Below are 25,560 nucleotides of genomic sequence, written 5' to 3'. Positions count from 1 at the left end.
TCAGGTATGGGTGGAACTCTGGGAGCGCCTGTGCATAAGGGCTTGAAAGCCCGCACTGAAGCAAGCAGAGTTGTACCCATGCCTGATACAGCGAAAGATCAAGAATTCACGAAAAAGCGTCAAAAAATGCAATTCAATTTGTGATAAAGTACCCAAATACCGGAAGAACCTCTTTTTTTATGAGGCACCAAATTCGAGGATACTCTATGAAGCGCATTCTTACATTTCTTCTGCTGTGCGTCGCAGCGGCGCCCTATGCGGCGGCGCATTTGAATAGCTACTCGTTTTCAACCATCACCATTGATGAAGAGTCAATCCTGTATGAGTTGCGTTTTCCCTACGTCAACACAATCGAGCTGTTCGCCGTCGATAAAAATATGGACCAGGTGTTGACGGAAGAAGAACTCGAACCCGCCAAGCAGGTGATGTTTTATTATTTTGATAACAAGATCAAAATTCTCTCACAGGGACGCCAACTGCAGATGGTGTTGAAGGACGTGGTTTTTAACAATGAAGAAGACGACGCCGTTATCATCGTCCATTTTGAGTTCCCCGGCTATCAAGCGCCTGGGCCTGCAATTATCTTGTGTAATGTGTCTGAAGAAGTCGATCCGTTTCATCAAAACATTGGAGTCATCGAAAAAGACGGCAAGCGCTTTCTGTTCACATTCACGAAAGCCAGTTATCTGGACATCAGCAAAATTACTTCCGATATGGAAATCAAAGATCCCCGCAAACGAAAACGCCCGCGCGCTCAAATTGAGAGCGCCACGGGCGAAGTGAAATCAGCGTCAGAAACGGTCTCAGCAGCGACGGACGAGTAGCCGTAACTGCGAAGGCGCGTTTTACCACTCGATATAGTTGAGTTCACGCAATTTTTGAAGAATTTGTTCTGCGCTCTCTTCCGGCGTTTGTTTATCGGTGAGAACTTCAATTTCGGGATTTTTCGGCTCTTCGTAGGGATCAGAGACGCCAGTAAATTCCTTGATCTCTCCAGAGCGGGCTTTCTTGTACAAGCCTTTCACGTCGCGTCCTTCGCAGACTTCCAGGGACGCATTGACGTAAACTTCGACGAAATTGGTAATCAAAGCGCGGTTCTCATCGCGAACTGCGCGGTACGGAGAGATCGCGGCGGCAATCGCAACAACGCCGTTGCGGCTGAGCAGGTTACAGACAAAGCCGATGCGGCGAATGTTGATGTCGCGGTCTTCTTTTGAAAATCCTAAGCCTTTGCTCAGGTTGGTTCGCACCACGTCGCCGTCAAGCACTTCATGTTTGATGCCGCGCTTGGCGAATTCTTTGACCAACACATCGCTGATGGTGCTTTTTCCGGCTCCTGATAAACCTGTGAACCAGAGGGTAAATCCTTCATATTTGCATGGACGTTCGCTTGCACTCATTAGAAACAGTAAATCCTTTCAGTGTGATTTGGAAACCCAGTGATAGGGCGGGGAATGAATAGTCTACCTGCTATATAGAAATCGTCAAGCAATCAAAAAACCCGGTGAGGAAGTACAATTTCCAACACCGGGCGAATTCTTAATTAATCTTATGATTTGTCTAGACTTAATAGGTCTTATATATAATACATTGGCGAGTTCATATTCTCTTGGCGCCGCGCGAGTTCTTCAAATGAGACGCCGTCGATTACGCCTTCAATTGCGTCCCGGACATCGCTCCAGACTGAACGAAGAACACAGCCTGTCTTATGCGCACAGGCCGCTTTCTCTTTACCTTGACCATTATCGTTACATTTAAATGGAAGCAACGGCCCATCAATCAGAGTTACGACTTCGCCCAATGAGATGTCTCTTGGATGGCGCGCCATGCGATATCCGCCGCCAGCGCCGCGTCGGCTTTCGACTAAGCCAGACCGTTTTAATTCTAATAGTATCTGAACCAGGAATGGGTGGGGGACTGATTGCTCGGTAGAAATTTCTTCGAGCGTTCTTACGTCTTCTGTGTCATACGACTGGGCGAGATCGAGCATTGCTAATATGGCATACTCGCCTTTTGCTGAAATTCTCATGATGTCTTCACCTCTGCAGAGTGCCGGAACTTACCTATATAAACTATAACATAGTTTATGATTTCATGGAATATTATCTTTTAAAATAATTTTAGTTAACTTTAATTATATTATAAGCATAAGTCCAATACGTCTCGGTTACAAGAGGGAATGAAATCGGCAATTATTTCTTAAGACGTATTAGTTGTTCTGTCAGGTCAATTACGTTATCAAAAATTGCATCCGGCTTCGAGTCGCGTAATCCTTGCGGGTCGGCTTTGCCTGCGGCGCCAGTCATGACTGCGGCGCAAGGCGCGTGTATTTTTTGTGCGGCCCAGATATCCGCTTGCGCGTCGCCGACAATGAGGGTCCGTTTGAGTTCCTCCGGCGGCGCGTCTGTCATTTCGACCAGTTGCAAGGGTGATTTTTCTGGATAGCGCGCGCGGAGAAAAATGTAGGGATGCGGCTTACTGAGTTGGTGATGTGCGCCAAGTGATTTGAGTTCGGCTTCGGCTTTCTCGGCTTCGTCGTGAGTTGATATCCGGCCTTCGCCGAAATAATCGAGCATCTCCCAGCGTTGTAACGGCGTGAGGATTTCGTTGCGGGGGCGTCCGGTTGCAACGCCCAGCGTGTAGCCGGCCTCTTTCAATTGCGACAAGCATTTGTGCGTCGCCTGGCGACCAAGCAGCGGCTCTTCTTGATGGATCAAACCCGGCTTGGGACGATAGGCAAGCGGTTCCTGGTAGGTGGTTTCGTAGAGCGCTTCTCCCAGATACCAGCCTTGAAACAATGCGCGGCAGTCATGCCACAGGGGCGAGGAACGGTCAAACCAGGGAGCACGGTTTTTGTTGTCGCCAATCACGAGGTTGTTGATTGCGTTGAGCAATTCAAGCCCGCGCGCCTCAAGCCCAATTTCTTCAGCAATGAGTTTTTCTGGTTTATTAATCGGAACAATATTTCGGCCCAGCGTTCGGAAATAGTCGCCCCACAGGTGCATGTCTTGAGTGCGCAAGAGGTCTAATTGTTGCCCTTTGCTGTTTAATTCAAGCAGCCGGTTCCAGATGGGAGAAATAGTCTCTTGCAAAAGCGCTTCATCAATCCGATTCATGTCTTTGACGGCGTCAGCGTCGTTGGATTGAGTGGACGCGCCTTTAGAACCGTCGTGCGCCACCGAGAAATAGTTGAACAGCGGCGAAAAAATCGGGGCGAGGTAGATACCTGCAATCAGGTAGGTGAGGTCCCAATTGTTATTGATCCCGCGCGATTTGCAGGCGCCGATTAATTTGTCGGGCAGGTATTTGCGCCATTCCATCCGCGACGATTTACTCAGCCGCTGATAAAACAGATCAACGACGGGCGTGTATTGGGTCGGGTTGAGGCCGAGAAAACCGGGGCTTTCTAGCAGTTCGCGAATGGTGAGGCCCGCTGCGTCCCAGTAGGCTTCTTCGCTAGTGATGACGCCGTCCATATCAAATAAGATGACGTCGATGTTTTTCCATTCGGAGGGAATATTCGTCATTAAGGATTATTTCTTTATGCCACAACCGCAGGCAGGGGCGTGTTGCGGTCGACGGGATTGAACAGCGTGTCCCGTTCGACCGGTTCGCGTCCGGCTTCTTCGATCAGCTGGCGAATCATAGAGACGGTTAACATTTTGGGAGATGACGACCCGGCCATGTGGACGATTTTTTCGTCGATGACGGTACCGTCGAAGTCGTCGGCGCCGAAGCGCAGCATCACCTGGGCGGATTTTACGCCGAGCATGGTCCAGTACGATTTGATGTGCGGAAAGTTGTCGAGATAAATGCGTGAGACGGCATGAACGCGCAAGTCTTTCATCCCGGTTCCTAACACGCCGGTCAGGCGCGTGTTTTTTGGTTGAAAATGCAGCGGGATGAACGTCATGAAGCCCTGTGTCTCATCTTGTAATGGTCGCAGATGGGCCAAGTGGTCGATAATTTCTTCGGGTTGTTCAACGTGACCGTACAGCATGGTGGCGTTGCTGCGCAAACCAAGAGCATGCGCGGTGCGGTGTACGTCCAGCCATTCGTCTACATATAACTTGTCGGGGCACATTTTGTCGCGCACCCGCTCGGAAAACATCTCCGCGCCGCCGCCGGGCAGGGAACCCAAACCCGCTTGGATTAAATCCTCAAGCACTTCTTTAATATTCTTCTTGCTTAACCGGGCGAGGTGTGAAATTTCAACCGCTGTATAGCATTTTAAATGAACTTGCGGGTGTCGTTCTTTCAAGGCTTGCAGCGTTTCGATGTAGTACGAATAGGGCAAGTCGGGGTGCAGGCCGCCGACGATGTGAAATTCGATTGCGCCTTGTTCAACACCTTCATCGGCGCGTTGCAACATTTCCTTGATCGAATATTCAAAGCCTTCGTCTTCGCCGGGCTTGCGCGCGAAGGCGCAGAACTTGCAATCATCCACGCAGATATTGCTGTAGTTGATGTGGCGGTTGACGATGTAATAGGCTTTGTTGCCGTTCCAACGTTGCCGCACAATCTCAGCCATCCGGCCTAGCGCATGGACGTTTGGCGTGTGATAAAGAAACAGCGCTTCGTCGTCGTTGATGCGCTCGCCGCTACGGATTTTTTCTTCGATCTGGTCTATATGATGGGTTGACATGGTTAATCAGTCTTCAGCAGTATGATCTTGCGTTACTTTCATTATAGAGTGTTGTTTCAATTGAACCAGCCAAGGAGGGAATTATGCAAGATTTACAATCAATTGTACTTCGCCTTTGTTGAGGCGTAACTCTTTGGCGATTTGATCGGTCTGCCAGCCTTGGCGATGCAGTTCAATGATGCGGTCTTTGTCGCGGTGTTTGCCGCCCAATTCACGCGGCGGCAGAGGAGTGATCCGCGCCGTGGTTGTAGGTTGGACGGGAACCACCGGCGGCGCTTCTTCGTTTCGTTCGGCCAGGGTTTCATTCAATGACGCCTGCGCGATTTCCAGCCGTTCCGTCACGCGGCGGCTGATGGTGCGTACGGCTTCGCTCTGTAAATTAATTCTTTGCAATTGAGACTCTGTATAATATTCAATATTGGATACAAGATCGGCCAATGTGTTTTGTAGGATTTCGACATCTCGCGCGGTGAGAGTTTTTTGGATTTCAGGCTGGCTTTCTTTCTCGCGCAACAACTCGCGCATCTGCTGCCGGAGTTGAAACACCCACAAGAACAAACCAAGGGTAAGCAGGAGCAGAACTCCCTCAATCAACGTCATGATAATCCCTCAAACACACACTAAAAAAATAATATGAAGAAATCTTACTGGTCTAGCCTTCTACGTCAAGATAATTTCCATGAATTCCATCTTTGACGCGCTTTTTTTCTTGCTCTTCTTCTTCCTCTTCCAGCGCGGCGCGGCGGCGCATGCGCAGTTCGCGTCGTGAGTTGCGGTTTTCATCTTCTTCGCGAATTCCGTCTTTTTCGTCTGTCTCTTCGCCTTCTTGGACGGTCTCGTTCTCTTCGCGAACTTCTTCTTGAAACGCCTGGTTCAAGGCGGAAGGCGTCGCCGTGCCATGGTTCGAAGACGCCTGGCCGAATTGTTGATTGAGTAGGACGTTCGCGATCTGGTTTTGCAGGTCAACGAGTCTCATCGCGCCTACCCCCATTTCGATCAATCATTGCCGCGCGGCTACACCGTCATATCTTGCTGCCAAGCGGTCAGTTTGCCCCGAAGTCTCAACATGGCCTTGGTATGCAACTGGCACACGCGCGATTCGGTTACGCCGAGGACTTCGCCAATTTCGCGTAAGGTCAACTCATCATTATAGTACATAACGACGACAAGTCGTTCTTTATCAGGCAAATTTTCAATGGCTTGGGTCAGCAGTTCAATAATCTCGTCTTTTTGAATCTGGTCGCGCGGGTCGTCGATGCGCGGCGAGGGCGTTACGTCAGCGCGGGTTGCGGTGCCGTCGTCGGAAATCCGTAAGACTTCATCCAACGAGAGCAGAGCGGCGCGGCTCGCATGATGGAGCAGTTTATGCAGCTCCCGAACGTCAACTTCGAGTTTTTCGGCTAATTCGGTTTCATTGGCGGGGCGTTGTAGTTCTTTTTCAAGGTCAACAAAGGCATGTTGCATCTTGTTGACCTGTTGCCGCAACGAGCGGGGAATCCAATCCACTGAACGCAGTTCATCAATGACCGAACCTTTGATTCGTGGAATGGCGTAAGTGACGAATTTGACTTCGCGTAATGGATCAAAATTATCAATGGCGGAGAGAAGCCCCATCACGCCGCAGGAATATAAATCATCATAATCGAGCACTTCGCTTTCGATGTGCGAAACGCTCAGCATACGGTTAATGACGTATTTGACGAGGTGGATATACTTTTCCGCGAGTTTTTCGCGCGCGTCGAAGTCGTTATTTTTTGTGTATTCAACCCACAAGCGCGTTTCTTCTTCCGAAGAAATTTTCTCGCGGATGACATCGTAATAGCGCATCGGCGGATCCTAATTCAGCGTTCAGTTCAACAACATCTAGTGTACAACAATTTGTTTAATAATCATCAGTTGAGACTTGGCGATGTTGCGCTTCGACTTTGATGGATGCGATGCTGTTGGCTCGCAAGTTTTGAATCATACGTTCCGTTAGTTTAGCGCCTTCTCGCACCAATAAAGCCCCATCCTTGTTGTGTACGGCAGAGATGGAAATCATATTGGGTTGAACCTCATCCACGCTCATATCTGAAAGAAAGCGTTGGTTGGGGTTTCCCTTGAGCTCTTCCATACGGCGTTGGGATTCATTTCTGTGTGACTCCATCAGCGCCGGCTCGACGACGCGTTCGTAGTACATACCCCATAAATAACCGAGAACGCCAAATCCCAACAAACCAAATATAGAATTTCTCAATAGGATATTAAAATTCATCCCATTGCCAAGGATGGTTCCGAACACCACTAAGCCAAAGCCCAAACAAGCAGTCAATGCAAAAATGCGCTGCTTCATCAGGGCGATGTTTTTGTATAATTGTCTCTTGTCCATTTTTGAATAGTATTAAAATAGTTTTAGAATTATACCACGAGAAATTCGTTTTTACAATAACCTAAATTTGCAAAACTTAGGTATTATGAATGAATGCGGATTCGAGATGAAGCCTGGGAAAATCATTCATTGGTTTGTTGAGATCACATCTTGGATTCGACCGTTGCGATTCGTAATTTGTTGTTCGGCCTCTTCGCGGCTGATGCCTAAATAGTGCATGACCAGCGCCGTTTTAAGCCGACCGTTGGCCTGTTTGATGAGCGCTTCGGCCTCGTCATAAGATAAATCCGTCAGCATGGAAATGATTCGACGCGAGCGATCTTCCAGTTTAAAATTGGTGGCGGTGAGGTCAACCATTAAGTTTCGATAGACCTTGCCAATGCGAATCATGGCGGTGGTGGTGAGCATATTCAACGCCAGTTTGGTGACGGTGCCCGCTTTCATGCGTGTGGAGCCGGTTACGACTTCAGGCCCGACCAGCAATGGAATTACCACATCAACATTTGGCATGTGGTCGGGGTTGGAGTGGCAGGTGACGAATGCGGTTTTGGCGCCGCGTTGTTTGGCTTCATCCAACGCGCCATGCACAAACGGCGTAAGCCCGGAGGCTGCGATTCCAACCGCAACGTCATTCTCGCCGATGTTGTGTTCGATGACCGCTTTGGCGCCGTCCCCGGGGTTGTCTTCCGCCCGTTCGACGGCGCGGCGCAGAGCGTCCCAACCACCCGCGATGACTCCCTGTACCATGGTGGGATCGACCCCAAAGGTCGGTGGACATTCCGACGCGTCCAACACGCCGAGGCGCCCGCTGGTTCCAGCGCCGAAATAGAACAAACGCCCGCCGTTTTGAAATGCGGCAACAATAAACTCAACCGCCTGCTCAATTTGGGGAAGCGCTTGTTCAACCGCTTGCACGGCGATTTTATCTTCTTCATGGATGATTTGTAGAATTTCGCGCGTGGACATTCTGTCGATGTGTTCTGAACGGGGGTTGCGTTGCTCAGTCAACAGCGATGCCATCGTTTCCGGCGTTCGCTTCATGAAATTTCCTCAACGATTTGTTCAAAGTGGAGGTCTTCGCCCGGTAGAATCTTCAAGGCGGCGCCGTAGCGTTCTTCGAGCGAAGCGAGTTGTTCGGCTTTGCCTTCGAGTATTTTTTTTGCAATGCGTGGATGGACGCGCAAGGTGACGCTCTTGGCGTCTTCTTCATTGCAGATTTCTTCAAAGGTGCGGAAAATTTTAACAATCATCGTGTCGGTCGAAAGAATAGAGCCTTCGCGTTTGCAATAGGGGCAGGGCTGGGTCAATGATTTGTTCAAACTTTTACGCACGCGCTTACGCGTCATCTGTAGCAAGCCGAGGTCGGTGAGTGGATACAAATGCGTACGGGTGCGGTCGCGCACCAAGTGTTCTTCGAGATGAGACATCAGGTGGTCTTGATGTTCTTTCTCTTTCATGTCGATGAAATCAATGATGATGATGCCGCCGATGTCGCGCAGCCTCAGCTGCCGGACAATTTCGCTGGCGGCGTCTAAGTTGGTTTTATAGACGGTTTCTTCGAGATTGTGTTTGCCGAGATAGCGTCCGGTGTTCACGTCGACGACGGTCATGGCTTCGGTTTCATCAATGACGATATAGCCGCCGCATTTCAACCACACTTTGCGGCTGCGTAAATTGTTGATATCGCTTTCCAGCCCATAGGTGCGAAACACCGGGGTGGAATCGTCATAAAACGTAATGCGGTGAACGGTGGTCGGGGCGCGCATTTTGACATATTCAACCACTTCGGTATACAGCGCGGGGTCGTCGACAATCAGTTCATCAATCCCTTCGCTGATTAAATCAAGGATCAACAAATACACCATGCCCGGCGCTTGATGCACCAGCGACGGCGCGCCCGATGATTGGCTTTTGCGGTCAATGCGCTCCCATTCTTCACAGAGCGAATCAATATCTTTTTTGAAATCCTCTTCGCTGGCGTCGTGACCAGCGGTGCGGACGATGCCGCCCATTGAGTCAGGCAACAACCCGGCAACCGTTTCTTTGAGTTCTTCGCGCTTGTCTAAATCTTCGATGCGGCGCGACACGCCGATATGGCTGGTACAGGGCAGCAAGACGGTATAGCGTCCCGGCAGAGAAATGTTGGTGGTAACGCGGCTGCCCTTGGCGCCGATGGGTTCTTTATAGAGTTGGACGAGAATTTCCTGATGTTCTTGTAGCAGATCGCTGATGTTAAGCGGCGGCAGTTCCGGCTTGGGTTCATCGGAATTCTCATCGTCGTCATATCCCGACTCGTCTTCGGAAAAATAGCCGAATTCATCCATCTGGGGATACAAATCGTTAACATATAAAAAGGCATTTCGCGCAAGGCCGATATCAATAAACGCGGCTTCAATGCCTGGGATGATAGACGTGACGACGCCTTTATAGATGTTGCCGACGATGCGTTTCTCATCGCGGCGCTCTACGGCGTACTCTGCCAGTTTTGAATTTTCCAGTACAGCGATTCGTACTTCATAATCGTCCGCACTGACAATGATTTGCCGTTGCATGAGGGCTTTCAACTTCAAATTGGTTAATGAGTTGGTTGAATTAACGGTACATAGTGTCCTGATTCCGTCAAGGCGTACATCTCAGCGCGAGTGATATGCAACAACGTCAGTTCTGAGGCGATGGCTTCAGACAGCGCCGTCATGACGGCTTCGGGCTTGGTGAACTGACCGCCGTTGATGACCTTGGTGCGATAATGCAAGACAAAATTTCCCGGGCTGGAAACCACCGCCGAGGCGTCAATTAAGTTTAGCGTTTCCAGCCATTCGGGATGCGATAAGACATCGTGAATTTTGCTTTCCTGTTCAGGGGCGGCGCCGGTGCAATTTAATTCAAATTCAAACGCGTGGGTTTCAGCCGTGATTTTGGGGCGGCCCGTTGCAATCGCTTCCGCCCGGTCAAATTGAATGCCGCTGGGGCAGAACCCGTTTAAGTGTCGCGGCAAATCGTCTGCCTCATATTCACGGACGGTCATGATCTCTACATATTCGCCCCGGCTTTCGATTCCGACCGACAAGGCGGACGCGTACGTAATTTTTGGGTGAGGACTAAAGCCTTCGCTAAACGCCAGTTGTACGCCTGCGCGGCGTAGAATCGAATCAAACAGCACGATTAAATCCCGATGCCCTGCGAAGCGAATCGGCCCCATCTTCTGAAAACGAAATCGGTAACGGAAGCGCTCCGTACTTTCAGGCGTTGCTTCTTCTTTGGTGGTGCTGAGTTCTTTGGCGAGGTCGTGTTCCATGTTGTATTTTGAAGATGGAGCGGCGTCGGCCTCCGGCGCGTGGACGGTAATTACGTCGTCGCCGTCGCAGACTTTACACACGCGGCACATTTCATTTCCGCAGTGGCGGCTCTCTTTTTCACGGAACGTCTTTTCCCATTCGCGCCACAGATAGCGGGTACTAATGCGTATCGAGACTGCGCCCCACGGTAACAGGTCATCTTTTTCATACTCACGCGCCGCGTAATCTTGAATCGGGCGTCCGATGGCTTCGAAGGCTTCTTTCCATAAATCAACGCGAAAATGTTCGCCCCACTCATCAAAGCGGGCGCCTTTGTCGTAGACAAATTTTACGGCTTGGCCGACTTTCGCGTCGCCGCGCGCCAGGGCGCCTTCGACCAAACTTTTTTCGGGATCATGCCAGTTGGTTTTGACGCCGCGCTCTTTTAATCTCGATGTGACAAAGCGAACGCGGCGTTCGATCTCATCTTTCGTTACCTGACCATACCATTGGTATGCGGTATGCGGCTTGGGAACGAACGGCGACAAACCGACATGAATGGTCGCCCGCTTATTGCCGCTTTCGCGAAGGATCCCTTTGATATTTTTTACCATATCAACAATGCCCTGCAAGTCTTCGTCTGTTTCGGTCGGCAGCCCCACCATGAAATAAAATTTGACCGTGTCTTGGTTGACCGAGACCGACTCGCGCACTTTCGCGTAAATCTCTGCGTCATAAATGAGTTTATTGACCGCCCAGCGCAATCGTTCCGTTCCCGCTTCGGGCGCGAAGGTCAATCCCGAATTTCTGACTTTGCCGATCTCCTGGGTTACGCGGGCGGGGAAGGCGTCGATGCGCAACGAAGGCAGCGACAGCGAAACCCGCTGCGGGTAGTATTCTTGAATCATGCCGCTGCATAATTTCGGCAGTTGGGTGTAGTCCGCCGTTGAAAGCGACAGCAGGCCGATTTCGTTGAAGCCTGTGTCCCGAAGGCCTTCTTGCGCGTCTTTCATCAAGCGCTCGGGCGAACGTTCTCGCACCGGACGGTCCGTGTACCCCGCCTGGCAGAAACGGCACCCGCCGGGGCAGCCGCGCATGACTTCCAGCGCCAGGCGGTGATGGACAATTTGCGTATTGGGCACTATTTGTTTTGTCGGATAATAAGAGGTTTCAAAATCTTTGACGAGGCGTTTATGAACAACATCCGGCACGTCGTCATATTTTGGTTTAGACGGAAATGTCTCGTCAAAACGGTTGGTTTCATATTCATACAGCGTCGGGACGAACACGCCTTCGATGCGTCCAAATGCGCGTAAAATCTCATCGCGGCTGGCGTTGGATTCTTTGAGTTCAAGATAGCGCTGCGACAATTCGAGAATCACGTCTTCGCCTTCGCCAACCACAAAACAGTCGATAAAATCAACCATCGGCATGGGATTAAACGCGCAGGGGCCGCCCGCAATAATGAGCGGGTCAGCGTTCGTGCGGTCTTTGGCGAACATGGGGACGCCGCCCAGATCGAGCATGGTCAATACATTGGTATAGAGCATCTCGTGTTGAAGCGAAAAGCCGATGATATCCATTTCATTCAGCGCGGTCCCGCTCTCGACGGTGCCGAGAACGGAGCCTTCATCGCGAATTTGTTTTTCGAGATCAGGCCACGGCGCAAATACGCGCTCGCACCAGAAGTCGGGGTTTTCATTCATCAGGCCATAGAGAATTTGCAGCCCCAAAAACGACATGCCGACTTCATACACGTCGGGGTAACTAAAGGCGAAGCGAAGTTTGGCTTCGGGTTTGGAGGTGACGGCGTTCCACTCGCTGCCAATATAACGGACCGGTTTTTGAACAGACTTCAATTCCATTGTATATTCGCTCTTTTTATAAAGTTTACTGAAATTATAGAGATTGAATTGTAACCGTGAAAAGTACGGCATTAAAGTGCGTACAGGGTTGATTCGGTATTGATCGCATCAATGTATGTCTAGTTTATCCGTTATTCTGAATAGAATCAGGGCAATGCGAAGATTACCGCTTCCCATTTGGGGTTGTTACGTTTTATGATGAATGGCAAGTGACGCGTTTGAGTTGATAGAGAGCATTGAATGACTGAGAACCGCAGTTGGCGCCATCGCCTCCACGAAATTATATTTGAAGCCGATACGAAAATCGGTAAAGCGTTTGACGTTGTGTTGATCGCTTGCATTCTGGCGAGCGTGATCGCGGTCATGCTCGAAAGCGTAAAAGAGATTCGTGAGGTGTACGGCCCCTATCTCTACGCCGCCGAGTGGGTGTTTACCATTTTGTTTACGGTTGAGTATGTCTTGCGCTTGGCGTGCATCGGGCGCCCGTTGCGATATGCGTTTAGTTTTTACGGCATCGTTGATTTGATCGCAATTTTGCCGACCTATCTCGATCAATTTCTCCCCGGCGCGCGTTTTATGCTGGTGGTTCGGGTCTTGCGCGTGTTGCGGATATTCCGTGTTTTGAAATTAGCGCAGTACATCCGTGAAGCCGATTTGTTAATCAAAGCCTTGCGCGCCAGTCGGCGCAAAATCGCTGTGTTTATTTATACTGTCGCTATTGTCGTCGTTATTATTGGTTCGTTCATGCACCTGATTGAAGGCGAAGAAAATGGATTCACCAGCATCCCCCGCAGCGTCTATTGGGCGGTGGTGACGCTGACGACGGTGGGGTATGGCGACATCTCGCCGCAGACGCCATTCGGTCAGACGGTCGCCATGTTTATTATGGTGTTGGGATATGGCATGATCGCCGTCCCGACTGGAATCGTCACTGCAGAATTAATTTCCGTGAATCCAAAAAAAATATCCACGCAAGCGTGTTTGGAGTGCGGCGCCGAAGGACATGATTTTGACGCAGTCCATTGCAAGTATTGCGGGGCAAAGTTGTAGATAGAAATTTCCCGTTTTCATTCCCCTCTTTTGATTGTAACCTTGACTCAGAAACTCAGACGCAAAGGGAGAAAACAGATGAAACGCTGCATTTTTTTATTCATTGGCATTTGCTTGTTTTCCGCTGTTATTCAAGCGCAAACCATCGAAGAACTCGTGCCCGAAGACGCGGGAATTCTCAAAGATTTGATCGGCAGCTCGCAGGATACGATCTTCAAACTTGCGCCGGGCGTGTATGACATGGGCGTTCAACTGCGCTTCAATGCAAATACCAATCTCATCATTGAAGGCTCCGGCAGCGGGATGGGCGCCGACGCGACGGTATTGGACTTCATGACATATTCAAATGACCCCGCTGGCGACGGGCGCGCGCTCAGCATTCGCGGCGGTGTGGTGTTTCGCAATCTGACCATTATAAACGTGATCGACCGCGCCACCGACTTGCGGACAGGCGACGTTAGTTCTCCGTCAAACCAAGAAGTGATTTTTGAAAACGTGTGGTTTATTAATTGCAGCACGGCGCTGAAATCAACTGGCGGGCGCACCGTCGGCTCGGCAGAGACGCCTATGCAAATTAAGCATTGCGTGTTTGCTTTAACAGCAGACTACCCATTCGTCTCATCCAACGACGCAGTCGATGTTCGCGATACGACGTATATTGAACTTGACCATTGCGACTTTTTCTCTCATCCCAACTTGGTGCAAATTCAAGTGGACGACCCCGACGCCGCGCCGAATATCGGCCCGCAAATTTCTATCACCAATTCCATCTTTCTTGCAACCGATGGGGAAGAGAACAATGACTTTGATATCGTTGCGGGAAATCTGACGATTCGCAATTCCGTCTTATGGGATGCAGGCAGCAACGGCGAAGTGCAGATCGCCGAAGGCGGCGTGGTTGACATTCAAGCCTCAATAAACGCTGACCCTATTTTTGTGAACGCAACGATAGAGACGCTTGCCGTTGACCTCGATTTTAACTTGCAGCCCAATTCGCCTGCGATGGGATTAGGGGCTGACGGACTCAACGCGGGTTCAGTCGCATCAGAGCCGGTCGCAGTTGAAGATTGGGAATTGAACTAGGCGAATAGGTAAAACGAGGGGAGGGCGAGTCTCCTGACGAGCCGCGAAGAGGAGTAATACTATCGATTCGGCTCACCAGGAGGTTCGCCCTCCCCAAAATATCGTTTTTCACTTGTATGAAATCACTTGAACTTATTGAGTATCCTCAATCGTTTCCACTTCATTCTCGTCTGAAGGGCTTGTGACTTTCACCTGGCCGATTTTATCCATCAACAAACGGATCGCACCGCTGGAGATCGCGTAGATTTCAAGCGGGTCCTGACGCGCACCGTAATACATGCTGCGAACGGACGGGTCGTCGCTGCCGACGGAATTCGATAACAAAATGGTTTCTTCTTCGCCGTCTTCTCCGAAAAGCGAGATCACCAAATCGGGCTTGTCCAAATGATACTCAGCAGTTGCGCCTTCAACAAAACGGGTCGCTTCTAATTCGACAATTCCGCGCACCACATCCGACACCGCAGAGTAATCCGCCTTGCCTTGTTCGGGCTGTTGGATGATCCAATCGCTCGCTTCATTGCTGGCTTCTAAAATGATCTCGCCAGCGGACGCCACTGAGAAACGCTTGACGCCCCAGGAGCGCATGTTGGAAATTTTGAATTTGCGTAGATCGCCCCATGAGGTCGGCATGTCATTAAACTCATTGGGAGAAATGGCGAAGACATTATTTTCGCCGTCGCGCATGGCATAGATGTTTTCGGTCAGGCCCGTAGCGCCCAGATGCAAAGCCCGCGCTGACCATCCCGCCGGGTCGCCGGGTTTGCCGGTCCAAAAGACAACTTTGGTCGCGGGTTCGGACAGCCCGTACGAGGCCAACATATCAGGGGCTTCGTCGATGAACTGTTTAATTTCTGCGCCCTTGATGGTGTTCAAGAAGGTCCGCAGGGTTGATTCATCGGCCAGCCCTTGCATCGGCTCGGTCAGCACCCATTTGTTGTCGCCTGAGCGCTCGACCGTATAGGCGATGGGGTCGCATTGCACTTCGATGCGCTGAACGTCATCGGTTTCAAACCCGACCACGGCTTTATCGCGAAGCTGGAACAAGGTCTTGTCTGCGGTGGATTGCAAACTACTGCCGACCGTGACCACATCGCTGCTGCCTTTAATGAGGGCGTAATGTTTTCCCGCCAGCGGCGCCTCGTCGCCAATGAGCATCGTGGTCGCGTTTTCGTCGTTTTCGCCTGCGATGGTCACTTGAATGGGCGGGGCGCTCAGCCCAAAGGCCGAAACGTCTTCCGCTTGTTCCGCGATCAGCCGTTGGCGTTTGCTGGCGGTGAAATTATTCGCCAAATTATCCCACAGGCTTTTGTCGCCGATGGCGTCAAACGGTTCGGTCATCTTCCATACGTCGCCGTCTTTGATGGCCTTGAAGGTTCCGTGTGCGTTGACGACGGTGATTGACTGTACGGCGTCTTTTTCAAGCGTGAACAGTTCTTTGTCTTTTTCTTCCTGCTCCGCTTGTTTCTTAACATTTTGATCGTCTAGAAAATAAACGCCTGCGATCACGGCGAGAACCGCGACCAGAACCAGCGTTTGAATCAGTTTGCTTTTTTTCATGGTTTCCCTCGCTCGGTGTTATCCGCGCACCCGTTTCCACATGACCATGAAGAAGCCGAACAATGCGACCATCAATGGGAAGACGATCAGCGTCATGTAGAAGATTACGTTGGCTTTTTCCGCATCAAGAACAATCGGCGTACCGGAATCGTCTTTGGGGCGAATGGAAATCATGTCTTCTTGTTGGACCATCCAGTTGACCGAATTGATGAGCAAATCAGAACTGGTGAGGTAGTTCTTGTTTATGATGAAATCAGAATCGCCGAATACAACCACTCGCATCTGCGGCGCCTCATCTTTCATTTCAACATTCTCGTCCGTCTCCGGTTCGTCCGTTTCAGACGGCTCGGTTGCGCTTTCGATTTCAACGGCTTTTGACGCCGCTGCCGCTAGCGTGATTGGCCCCATGATATCTTCGCCGTCATCAAATCCCGCCGTTCCCTTGCTTGGATCAAACAGGTCTTTGATGTTGGTTTCGGCCCAGCTGTTTTCGCTGGTTTTAATCAGTTCGGTAATCTCCAACTCTGCTGGCACATCATCAGAAAGCGTAATGCTGCGCGCCTTGGGGAACATGATCGCCTGCGCTTGGCCTTTGTAGGCGTCCATGATGGGGTGTTCTTCAATTTTCGACATCATCGGGTGGATCGGCGACACGCTGAGCGCCCGCATGAAGGCGTTGTTCTCAACGACGTAGTCATTGCCTAACACAAGACCCAGGTTGTCGCGAATCATGCTTTCCAGCCCGCTTTGCGTTTCAGGATCAATGAGAAACATGGCGTCGCCGCCTTTGTCGAGAAAGCGCTTGATGGCTTCGACTTCATTCGCCAGGAAGGGGCGCTGCGGCCCCGCAATAATAATCGCCGCGCAGTCGTCAGGGATATCGTCTTGTTCGTACAAGGCTATTGCTTTCACTTCAAAGCCCTGGTCTTCCAACTTGGTCTTCATGCCAAGGAGGCCGCTGTTCTCTTGGTCTTCGATTGACGGTTCGCCGTGTCCGCTGGTGAAATACACCAAACGGCTGGCGCCCTGATTGATTTTTATCAATGCGTTGGTGAGGTTCTCTTCATTGACCGGATCAACCTTTTCATGCTGCTCGCCCAGCCGAACATAGACCGGGCCGTATCGGTCCGGGTTCAGTCCCCGTACTTTTTCGGGCGCGCTTTGCGGGTCAACGACTTCAAAGGTGAACTTACTTGAAAATTCAGAATACAACGCCAATAAATCTTTTACCCGCGCTTGTTCTGCTGGAGCAGGGGAGTTTGGACTGGCGAGGTACTGCACCAGGATGTCTTCTTTCAAATTCTGTACGAGTTGGACTGTTTGCGAAGCCAGCGTGAATTTTTTCTCTTTGGTAAAATCAAACTTGACGTTGTGTTGCTTCAACAACAAGTAAGCGAAAATGGCAATCGCCAAGAAAACAAAAACGGAAACCGCCAAGTTGGCGCCCTCTGCGGCGCTGCGTCCCGTGAGTTTCGTGATTAAGAACGATGTGTTTTGAGCGATGTAGACCAGCAACAATAAGGCGCCGACGCCCAACGAAACGCCTGAGTAGGCGTCGATCTGCATATAGATGCCCCATTGGATGAAGCCGACGAATACAATCGCCAGCCCGATGTAGGCGATAATGGTGTTTTTCGATTGCATCGATTTATCCTCTCCAGCGGTTGGAATCCAACACGCGCAATGTGAAGAATAAGAAAAAGGCTGAGAACAAAACATAGTAGGCGGCGTGCCGCGTATCAATGACGCCCTTGCTGAATTGTTCAAAATGCGAGAAGACGGAAATTTCGTTGCAAATTTGTCCGATGAATCCCGGCTGAATTTCATCAACAAAACCAATCATCCACATCACCAGCAACACGGCGAACGAGGTCAAGCCGGCGATGATTTGGTTTTCCGTCAGCGAAGATGCAAATAACCCAAACGACAAAAACGCAGCGCCAATCAAAAAGACGCCGAAATAGGCCGCGAATATGGTTGGGAAAAACGTCTGCGGAAGGCCCGCCCATACATCAACCACAAAATAAGAAATGATGGGATAAAACAACGTCAGCGCCAACATGCCCGCGTACACGGTGAGTACCGCCAGGTATTTGCCAATCAGTAATTCCGAATCTTTGATGGGGTAGGTCATTATCAGTTCTAACGTGCCCATCTTTTTTTCTTCGGCGAACAACCGCATGGTCAGCATGGGGATGATGAACAGCAAGACGAAGGTCATGACGTTGGTCAGCCCCAAGATAACGATTTCGGTATAGTTCGGCAGTTGCATCATGCCCGGCTGCATACTGGCCATTTGTATGTATTCGTTACTCATGCCCAAGTAGGCGTTGAAGTACATCAAAAAGAACACGCTGCAAATTCCCAGAAACAATACGTATAAGACGTATGCAAGGGGAGAGAAGAAGAAGGCGCGTAATTCGCGGTTATAAACAGCTAAGATATTTTTCATTGTACGCCTCCTTTATCGCTCGCGATAATTTCGACGAAGATGTCTTCCAAGGTCGGGTCCATCGAGCGGATTTCATACAATTGCCAGCCTTTACCGACGATGCGGTTGGAGAGTTCCGGTCGAATGTCGGCGTCTGTCGCGCTTTTTATGTTGACTTGACATTGCGAGCCAGGCATCTCAATGGTTTCAATATTTTGAACGCCTTTGATTTCAGACAACGCCGAATTGATTTCTGTCGCAGGCGCCTCAACTGTGAGCCGAATCAACTTGGATTGCGACACGTGGGACGACAACGCGCTCACAGCGTCCGCCGCGACGATGTGCCCTCTGTTGATAATGACCACCCGGTCGCACACCATGCTGACTTCCGGCAAAATGTGGGTCGAAAGAATTACGGTGCGCTTGCCCGCCATGCTGCGGATCAACTCGCGGATTTCGCGAATCTGGTTTGGATCCAGCCCGACGGTCGGTTCATCTAAGATGAGCACTTTGGGGTTGCCCAACAGCGCCTGCGCGAGGCCCACCCGCTGGCGGAATCCCTTTGATAATTTGCCGATGGTGCGGTTTGCGACTTCGAGCGTTCCGGTTTCTTCTAACGCTTCCCGGATGGCGGGGTCGCGTTCGCTGGATGGGATGCCTTTGACTTTCGCCGCGAAGGTTAGAAAACCCACCACGTCCATATCAAGATACAGCGGCGTGTTTTCGGGGAGATAGCCAATGACCTGACGCACCGCAAGCGGGTCGTTTTTCACGTCATGGCCGTCGACTACGGCGGTCCCGGCTGATGGAGGCGTGTAGCCGGTGATGATGCGCATGGTGGTGGTTTTTCCTGCACCGTTGGGGCCTAAGAAACCTAAAATTTCACCTTCTTCAACGCGGAACGACACGTCATCGACTGCGGTGAAGCGATTAAAGGTTTTGCGAAGTTTTTCGACGGTAATCATATCGTCCTCATCACTTCTCAAAGTTTTTTGCGCGGCTCACTATCAGCAGAGCGTCGTCTGCCTCTTAGTAAGCAGCGGTATCCGGTTCAAAACCGGATTGCATAGTCTTGGGGTTCTATAGCGTTTGTCAAAAATATGTGCGTAAAGCGCGCCCGAAGGGCTCAGCGATAAATACAGATACGGAAACTCAATCCGCACATAATTATGGCAACCACTATACAAATGCTGTATGTACCAGCTAAGTCATTGCAACGGGCGCGATTCAACCAAGGTAACGCTTACCCGCATGAAATCAGAGCGTAATTCTGTCTTAAAATGATTGTCGGATCAAGATGAAACCGCGACTTCAGAATTCACGGGGGCTCGCTTTTTGATTAAAGTGATACAGTTGCCTTTATCGTTGAATGTAACATCGTCCATAAAGGCTTGAATCAGCAGCAACCCGCGTCCATGGTTGGCCAAAATTTCATGGTCTTCAAATGATTTGGGCATTTGGCTCCAATCAAAGCCGTTTCCCTCGTCTTGAATGACGTATTTTACTTGCTCCTGCGACAATTCCATTTCTAGATGCACATTTCTTGATGTATAAGGTTCTGCCATTGAGCGTTCTTTTACCAATTGATTGAATTGGGTGATTTCACTTAAACTCGTTCCCTTCATGGTTGAAGGAATTTCCAGGTTGCCGTGGATGATTGCGTTAATGAGCGCTTCATCGAGCGCGAGGCGAATATTGGTCAGGTCGTGGTTGCTGCAAATTCCAACGCGAATCAATTTATCCGTGACCAGATCAATCAAAGGAAATGTGAATTTTAAAATATTGGGAATTTGATAGGTCTGCGTTTCTGAGTGGAAATACTCATAAATTTGTTGCTCAAGGCGTTCTTTCAGTCGCACCCGAAGCACTTTAGACGCGACCTTGTGAACCAGTTTGATTTCTTGCGGCTTCATCAAGAAATTGGATGCGCCAAGCCGAAGCGCTTCAATCACGTCTTCGCGGCGACCATGCCCGGTCAAAATAATCACCGGGACATCTTCTTTGATGCGGCGCAGTTCAGCCAACAGTTCTAGACCTGTCACGCCCGGCATCCGCAAGTCGGTCAAGACGAGATCGACTTCCTGGTTAGTGAAGACGGTGAGGGCTTCTTCGCCATTTGCGGCAGTCAGAAGACGGTAGTTACCCGCAGCGGTCAATATATCGACAAGCAGTTCTCGAATCATCTGCTCGTCATCGACAATTAAAATTGTACCTTCACTCATAGGCTTAATCCAACACGCGATTCAATAACTCATCTATACAACTTTTTGACACATTAGTTTCTCAGAAATTTTAAGCAATATCAATACAAAAGATTGGTTTAATTCATTTTGTCGCTGTCGATGACAAAAAATGCAAGCAATGCTGAAAGATCGACACGCTAATTATAGACGTAACCGTCAAGTTAAGAAAAAGGTTTCGTCCTTTTTTATTGAGGATTAGGCGGCGTGAATTTTTTGCCCCACGCAACTGCTTTTAAAATTCCATCTGCAAATGGCGTCTTCGGAGAATAGCCAAGCAATTCTTTTGCGTGTGAAATATCTGCGATATAGCGGGTTACCTCACCGGATTGGGTCGGTTTGAAGGTAATGTCCGGTTCTTTTCCGACTGCTTTTGAGATGAGGGTTGCCAGTGTTTCTAAACTATTGCCTTCGCCATAGGCTAAGTTAAACGTCTGATTTTTGACCTCTCCGTTATGTAATTTTTCGATTCCCAACATGATTCCCTGGACGCAATCATCAACGTAGGTGAAGTCTAATACCTTTTCTTTGCCGAAGATCACGATCGGTTCATCATTCATTATCCGATGAATGAACAGCGGCGTGACCCGCTCCATGCGTTCGATGTCATTGTCAAAACGCCCATACACGTTGCTAAAACGGAAGACGATATACGGCATCCCGTAACATTGAGCGTAGGAGTAGATAAACGCTTCGCCGGAGATTTTACTGGCGGAATACGGGCTTTCCGCTACCACGAAATCAGCATACGACTCTTTGGTGAGATGGCGGTGGATGTCTCCGTAGACTTCGCGTGAACTCGCGAAAATGATGGGGATATCGGTTTGCCGGGCCGCTTCGGCGGAGTGAAACGTCATCACGACGTTTTCGAGCGCGCGCGAAGGTTCCCGCACCAGTTCAAAGACTTTTGCATGAGCTGCCAGATGGACGATCAGCGAAATCTCGTAACCACTAATTAATTCGATGAGCCGGGCGCCGCAATCGGTGGTCAAGTCCAAGTGCTTCATTGGAATCTTGTTCGTCCAGGTATTGGGGCGCTTATCGATTCCAAGAACGGAATGGCCTTCTTCGAGTAAGCGTAGTCCGAGATTCGTTCCGATTTGTCCGCTGGAGCCTGTGATGAGAATATTCAAAAGTCTTGAAACCTCTTATTGAAATAAATTAGAGCAAATGTGATGCTTTGCATCATGGTCGCAACCCGTGGCTTCGTCAAGACGATTATAAACGAGGGAAGGGGTTCATCGTAACAAAAAAAGGCCGACGAATCGCCGGCCTTTCCATGTTGTTCTAGGTATCTCTCTTCGTCAATATAATCGAAAACCTAAAGCGTGTTCTGTTCGGTGTTCGGGATGTTGCTCTATGGTTTCCGTTTGGTTTTCCGCTGAATGAACTTGTGTGGAACTTTCACTCAGCGCGGAGTCTTCCAAGGCGATGGCGCCGCCTCTCTGCAAACTCGCTTCAATCGAATTGCGTTGTTGTTCGGTGGTTGAAATCAGCGTTTCAACATCATCTACGGCTTTTTTCAATAACTGGACGGATTCTTTTACGCTTTCATCATTGGACGATTGCTCGAGTTGTTTCAGCCCGGGCAGCAGGGCGGTTGTCAGGTTGTCGCGAACGCCGCCTAAGGTTTTACTGAATTCCGACATGGCGGTTTTGAGCGTTTCTACATGCTTTTTGGATTCATCGCCGTTGAAGCCGATGGCTGAATTATCCGGGTCGTTGACTTTGGTTTGCAGGGTCTTTAGTTCGGATGAAATGGCTTGCAGGGATTGCGATAGGTCTTGCAGCTGGGCCGAGGTCTCTTCGTGGGAGATGACCAGATCAGACTTGAGGTCAACGCGGGTACCTTCGAGCCCTTGTGAATTGACGTACAGGGCGTTCATCATCGAATCGGACGCTGCTTCGAGTCCTTTGTTCATTTCATTGATGCGCCCATGAATCTCAGAGATGTTCGAGGCGAGTTGTCCCACATTTTCATCTGAATATTTGACCCATTCCGCCCACTGCGTTTCGTAGGTTTTACGAATTTCCGGCATGAAGGCTTGTACTTGGTCGAGCGAACCCTGCGTGGTTTTCATGTTCTGGTGTAAGACTGAAACCTGTTCGGCCAGTCCCTGCAACTGGTTCCCGATGGTTTCGTTTGTTCCAACTGTTTGTTCGTTGATGCCGCCAAGACTGGCGAGAAGTTGCGTGAATTGTTCGCGTTGATTGATGTTGCCGTTTTTGACCAGGTCTTGCAGCGACTTCATTGAAGAATTGAGGCTTTCATTGATCGCGCTTTTTGCGCCTTTGACTTCGCTGCCGACGGTATCGACCGCAGCGAGTATCTTTCCTGTCGATTTATCTTGTGATGATTGCAGATTTCCGAGCGCCGTTTCGAGCGCTTGAGACTGAACGGTTTGGGTTTTATCCCATTGGGCGACTAAACTTTTAGATATCTTTTGCTGTGATGACGATAATTCTTCGATAACGGCTTGGCGCGCGGCTTCGATGTCTTGTTTTAATGCCGTCGCGGTCGATTGTTGGCTTTCATTCATACTACTTTGGTACGCGGTCAGGGCTTCTTTTGTGTTTTTGAATCCCTGATTGGTGTTATCGGTGATTTCTAAGATGCCTTGCGCTAAAATCGAAGAGTTTTTGCTGGTCTGAAGAACAAGCGTATCTCTTGCATTTTGAGTCTCTTCTTTGACTTGCGCCACGATGGTTTCCCGGTTATTGGCCAGGTGTTTTTCAACATCTTGCAGGCGATAGTCAATATACGCCGCCATGCCCATCCAAGAGCCAACAATGACGACTCCTGTCATTAATAAGCCGGATGCGTAGCCTTTCCCTGTGAGTCCAGAGGGGGAAGGGGGAGATTTTGTTTCAGGTTTTGCCTCAGGGGTTGTTTGAGGGTTTGACGTCATGGTCCCTAACTCCTTTAAGAATTTTGGTTTATGAGCATTTGTGCTCAGGTTTTGTCAAGGAAATACCCTTGACCTGTCGGTTGATTTGAGACGAAGTTGCAGAGTTTTGGTGTAAAGAAATCTACGCCAAATCTGCTAACGAGGGCTGGCTTGAAAGAAAAATAGGAATGAAAAAAAACTGCTTCGACCAGACGATCCAAGGCGGGTAAAAAGTAGCCTTAAATATATTACAAACAACTCTATCCCCTTAACTTACTAGTCTTGGGGTAAGAACCGTTATAATTTATTCAAATGCAAAATTCTCATTCGAATTTTGCGGTTAATTCACCGGGGACCGTGTGGAGAAACGGTTATTAATCAATCTTGCTTCGTTTCGCCAACACCTCAACCATCATAAGTCCCTCAACCCCGATGATTAAATTGTATAATGCCAACAGCGGCCTCACTTGTCAATCAAAAAAGCGGGGATTATTTGAAAAACACAAAGTTTGTTCAATATTGAGTAAATCGTAAATTTTAAAGTGAAGTAATTTTTGAGCGCAATGATGGGGATAATTCTATAAGTCGTTATATTATAGTTAGTTATTGACTATATGACGCTTCGGCGGCAATTAGATTACTGTAATGCTTAAACTTAATTCTTTCTTTTCAAGTGGTTATATGAATTGACTCTCAGCCTGCTTCGTAGTGAAATAGGCGTGATGTTTTGGAAAGGTGAAATCGTGATGACTTCTGATAGCCTGTCCCAACTGCGGGAGATTGTTCGTGAAAAGGGCCGAGTTGATGTGAAACTCGATGTGGACTATGCCGTCTGGCACAGCACTCTTCAAGGAAATTACCCATACAACAGTGGATTGCGCGGCGAGATCGAAGGCATCCCTGTCCGGTTACGTTTTACAGGAAAAACCGTCCCTAACACCTTTGGCACCTTTCCCGTTTCGGACAAATTAGAGGGAACCATTGGCGATTGCAAATTAGAAGGCCGCTTCACCGACCAAATCGTGTTTTCCGCTATCGTCGGGAATGTTCCAGTCAACGATGGAATTGTTCTTAAAAGCGGCGACAAAGAATATAAACTACGATTTAAGATATCTCGTGCGCAGGGCGCCATTCGCAATGCGGCTGGCGGCGGCGGCGGTAAAAAAGTAAACCCTGTTGGTACTGTTTTCAAACGGGGAAAATTGATGGACGCCAGTGAAGTCAAAGGCAGCGGCGGAAAAACCATGTACGAAGCCGCTGTTCCCATTATTTCAGAACTTCATGGAATGATTGAAGATATGGAACTTTGTTTCAAGTTCACTCCAGTCTATTTCACGGACACTGATACGCGTCGAACTCCAGTGAACCGCCACGCGACCGGCTATATAAAATACGCCGGATGAGGTGGAACCAAGCTGTATTTATAAGGCGCGGGCACTTCTCTCTTCGCTTCAGTGCGGGCTTTCATGCCCTCTTGCACAGGCGCTCAATGAGAAGCGCCCGCGCCTTATAAATAGGCCAAATATTTGCGCTGATTCACATAACATTAAAAAAGGCCCTCGATTGAGGGCCATTTTTGGTTGATATAGTGTGTTCGTTTAGTTGCTTGCTTCGGCTGCTTGGAGTTTCTTTAAATCCGCCAGGCTATTCACCGGGTGCTTGCGGCCTTGGTGGCATGTAAAGCAAGTTACCTTGTCATCCATGTCTTTGAAGAAGCCTTCATTGAGGCCTTTCACCATTTTCATAAAATTACGGGCGATTTCTTTATGCAAGTCGGGGTTGTCAACGTGGAACCCGCTTTTCACGTCATGGCAGAAGTTGCATTTGACGCCGAGCGCTTGTTGAAGTTCTTGCATATACGCAAATAATTCTTCTTTGCTTTCAAATTCCAGCACCTGAAGATTCTTTGCAAAAGACGGTTGCTCTTTTTCCTGGCTCCAGAGTTGAGAGTCTCCACTCACGACCAAAACAAAACATACGAGCGTCGCTATACCCATTGCCGCCGATAAATATTTCTTCATCTTCATTGGAAAGGCTCCTTTTGATTCATTTACGCATTCAACGGCGCTGTTCGGTTCGGAAGATGATATTCTATGCAGTTATGATCGAATGCGTCGAAAAGTTTGGGCATTTTATGAAAAAAATTCAGGTTATACAA

23 protein-coding genes are annotated in these 25,560 nt (G+C 49.4%); 4 read left to right on the top strand and 19 right to left on the bottom strand.

The annotated features are described in order from the left end of the window. The first annotated feature begins 206 nt into the window (after positions 1-206). Entirely contained in the window at positions 207-824 is a 618-nt protein-coding gene (locus P9L94_02920; protein MDP8243008.1) for a hypothetical protein, read from the top strand. Between the two features lie 21 nt (positions 825-845). Here the strand turns inward: P9L94_02920 and cysC are convergent, their stop codons facing one another. The 11 genes from cysC to P9L94_02865 form a co-directional block, all read right to left on the bottom strand. Then, positions 846-1,400 (bottom strand): adenylyl-sulfate kinase, encoded by a 555-nt coding sequence (gene cysC / locus P9L94_02915; protein MDP8243007.1) that lies wholly within the window; start codon positions 1,398-1,400, stop codon positions 846-848. 176 nt (positions 1,401-1,576) lie between these two features. Continuing rightward, positions 1,577-2,029 carry an Rrf2 family transcriptional regulator gene (locus tag P9L94_02910; GenBank protein MDP8243006.1) on the bottom strand — a complete coding sequence of 151 codons (453 nt, stop codon included), beginning with the start codon at positions 2,027-2,029 and terminating at the stop codon, positions 1,577-1,579. 163 nt (positions 2,030-2,192) lie between these two features. After that, positions 2,193-3,527, bottom strand: coding sequence for an HAD hydrolase-like protein (locus P9L94_02905; protein ID MDP8243005.1), 1,335 nt, complete (start codon positions 3,525-3,527; stop codon positions 2,193-2,195). A gap of 14 nt (positions 3,528-3,541) precedes the next feature. Further along, the gene (gene mqnE, locus P9L94_02900) at positions 3,542-4,645 is read right to left on the bottom strand and encodes an aminofutalosine synthase MqnE (protein ID MDP8243004.1); all 1,104 of its coding nucleotides are present in this window, start codon (positions 4,643-4,645) and stop codon (positions 3,542-3,544) included. An 81-nt stretch (positions 4,646-4,726) separates the two neighbouring features. Beyond that, positions 4,727-5,245: a hypothetical protein gene (locus tag P9L94_02895; protein MDP8243003.1), complete on the bottom strand. Its 519-nt coding sequence runs from the start codon at positions 5,243-5,245 to the stop codon at positions 4,727-4,729. A 52-nt stretch (positions 5,246-5,297) separates the two neighbouring features. Then, complete coding sequence (locus P9L94_02890; GenBank protein ID MDP8243002.1) at positions 5,298-5,621, bottom strand: hypothetical protein; 324 nt, start codon at positions 5,619-5,621, stop codon at positions 5,298-5,300. 38 nt (positions 5,622-5,659) lie between these two features. Then, positions 5,660-6,472, bottom strand: coding sequence for a FliA/WhiG family RNA polymerase sigma factor (locus P9L94_02885; GenBank protein MDP8243001.1), 813 nt, complete (start codon positions 6,470-6,472; stop codon positions 5,660-5,662). A 55-nt stretch (positions 6,473-6,527) separates the two neighbouring features. Next, on the bottom strand, positions 6,528-7,013 hold the full coding sequence (locus P9L94_02880) for a hypothetical protein (GenBank protein ID MDP8243000.1): 486 nt from the start codon (positions 7,011-7,013) through the stop codon (positions 6,528-6,530). 126 nt (positions 7,014-7,139) lie between these two features. Beyond that, positions 7,140-8,054 (bottom strand): N-acetylmuramic acid 6-phosphate etherase, encoded by a 915-nt coding sequence (gene murQ / locus P9L94_02875; protein ID MDP8242999.1) that lies wholly within the window; start codon positions 8,052-8,054, stop codon positions 7,140-7,142. Beyond that, entirely contained in the window at positions 8,051-9,565 is a 1,515-nt protein-coding gene (locus P9L94_02870) for an Rne/Rng family ribonuclease (GenBank protein MDP8242998.1), read from the bottom strand. Before P9L94_02870 ends, murQ begins: the two co-directional genes overlap by 4 nt. Before the next feature lie 23 nt (positions 9,566-9,588). Then, the gene (locus P9L94_02865; GenBank protein ID MDP8242997.1) at positions 9,589-12,153 is read right to left on the bottom strand and encodes a TIGR03960 family B12-binding radical SAM protein; all 2,565 of its coding nucleotides are present in this window, start codon (positions 12,151-12,153) and stop codon (positions 9,589-9,591) included. Between the two features lie 240 nt (positions 12,154-12,393). On the opposite strand from P9L94_02865, the gene P9L94_02860 reads away from it, so the two are divergent. Both P9L94_02860 and P9L94_02855 read left to right on the top strand, forming a co-directional pair. Next, on the top strand, positions 12,394-13,203 hold the full coding sequence (locus tag P9L94_02860) for an ion transporter (GenBank protein ID MDP8242996.1): 810 nt from the start codon (positions 12,394-12,396) through the stop codon (positions 13,201-13,203). A gap of 78 nt (positions 13,204-13,281) precedes the next feature. Further along, positions 13,282-14,286, top strand: coding sequence for a hypothetical protein (locus tag P9L94_02855; GenBank protein ID MDP8242995.1), 1,005 nt, complete (start codon positions 13,282-13,284; stop codon positions 14,284-14,286). Between the two features lie 132 nt (positions 14,287-14,418). Here the strand turns inward: P9L94_02855 and P9L94_02850 are convergent, their stop codons facing one another. From P9L94_02850 to P9L94_02820, 7 genes are all read right to left on the bottom strand, one after another. Next, positions 14,419-15,843, bottom strand: coding sequence for a DUF4340 domain-containing protein (locus P9L94_02850; GenBank protein MDP8242994.1), 1,425 nt, complete (start codon positions 15,841-15,843; stop codon positions 14,419-14,421). A gap of 18 nt (positions 15,844-15,861) precedes the next feature. After that, positions 15,862-17,487, bottom strand: a complete 1,626-nt coding sequence (locus P9L94_02845; protein ID MDP8242993.1) for a Gldg family protein — start codon at positions 17,485-17,487, stop codon at positions 15,862-15,864. A 4-nt stretch (positions 17,488-17,491) separates the two neighbouring features. Next, complete coding sequence (locus P9L94_02840; GenBank protein MDP8242992.1) at positions 17,492-18,295, bottom strand: ABC transporter permease subunit; 804 nt, start codon at positions 18,293-18,295, stop codon at positions 17,492-17,494. Then, positions 18,292-19,239, bottom strand: a complete 948-nt coding sequence (locus P9L94_02835; GenBank protein ID MDP8242991.1) for an ATP-binding cassette domain-containing protein — start codon at positions 19,237-19,239, stop codon at positions 18,292-18,294. The genes P9L94_02840 and P9L94_02835 overlap by 4 nt, the downstream gene beginning before the upstream one ends. 327 nt (positions 19,240-19,566) lie before the next feature. After that, positions 19,567-20,496 carry a response regulator gene (locus tag P9L94_02830; GenBank protein ID MDP8242990.1) on the bottom strand — a complete coding sequence of 310 codons (930 nt, stop codon included), beginning with the start codon at positions 20,494-20,496 and terminating at the stop codon, positions 19,567-19,569. A 206-nt stretch (positions 20,497-20,702) separates the two neighbouring features. After that, a complete protein-coding gene (locus P9L94_02825; GenBank protein ID MDP8242989.1) occupies positions 20,703-21,647 on the bottom strand; it encodes an NAD-dependent epimerase/dehydratase family protein in 945 nt (314 codons plus the stop codon). A gap of 171 nt (positions 21,648-21,818) precedes the next feature. Then, on the bottom strand, positions 21,819-23,423 hold the full coding sequence (locus P9L94_02820) for a hypothetical protein (protein MDP8242988.1): 1,605 nt from the start codon (positions 23,421-23,423) through the stop codon (positions 21,819-21,821). A gap of 725 nt (positions 23,424-24,148) precedes the next feature. Here P9L94_02820 and P9L94_02815 point away from each other — a divergent pair. Then, positions 24,149-24,805: a hypothetical protein gene (locus tag P9L94_02815; GenBank protein ID MDP8242987.1), complete on the top strand. Its 657-nt coding sequence runs from the start codon at positions 24,149-24,151 to the stop codon at positions 24,803-24,805. A gap of 195 nt (positions 24,806-25,000) precedes the next feature. On the opposite strand, the gene P9L94_02810 is transcribed toward P9L94_02815, so the two are convergent. Next, positions 25,001-25,429: a c-type cytochrome gene (locus tag P9L94_02810; GenBank protein MDP8242986.1), complete on the bottom strand. Its 429-nt coding sequence runs from the start codon at positions 25,427-25,429 to the stop codon at positions 25,001-25,003. Between the last annotated feature and the right edge of the window lie 131 nt (positions 25,430-25,560).

The sequence above is a fragment of the Candidatus Hinthialibacter antarcticus genome, from assembly GCA_030765645.1.
In the GTDB taxonomy this organism is placed as follows: Bacteria; Hinthialibacterota; Hinthialibacteria; order Hinthialibacterales; family Hinthialibacteraceae; genus Hinthialibacter; species Hinthialibacter antarcticus.
The sequence above is the reverse complement of the archived record's forward strand: the minus strand, read 5'-3'. Positions and strand labels throughout refer to the sequence as shown.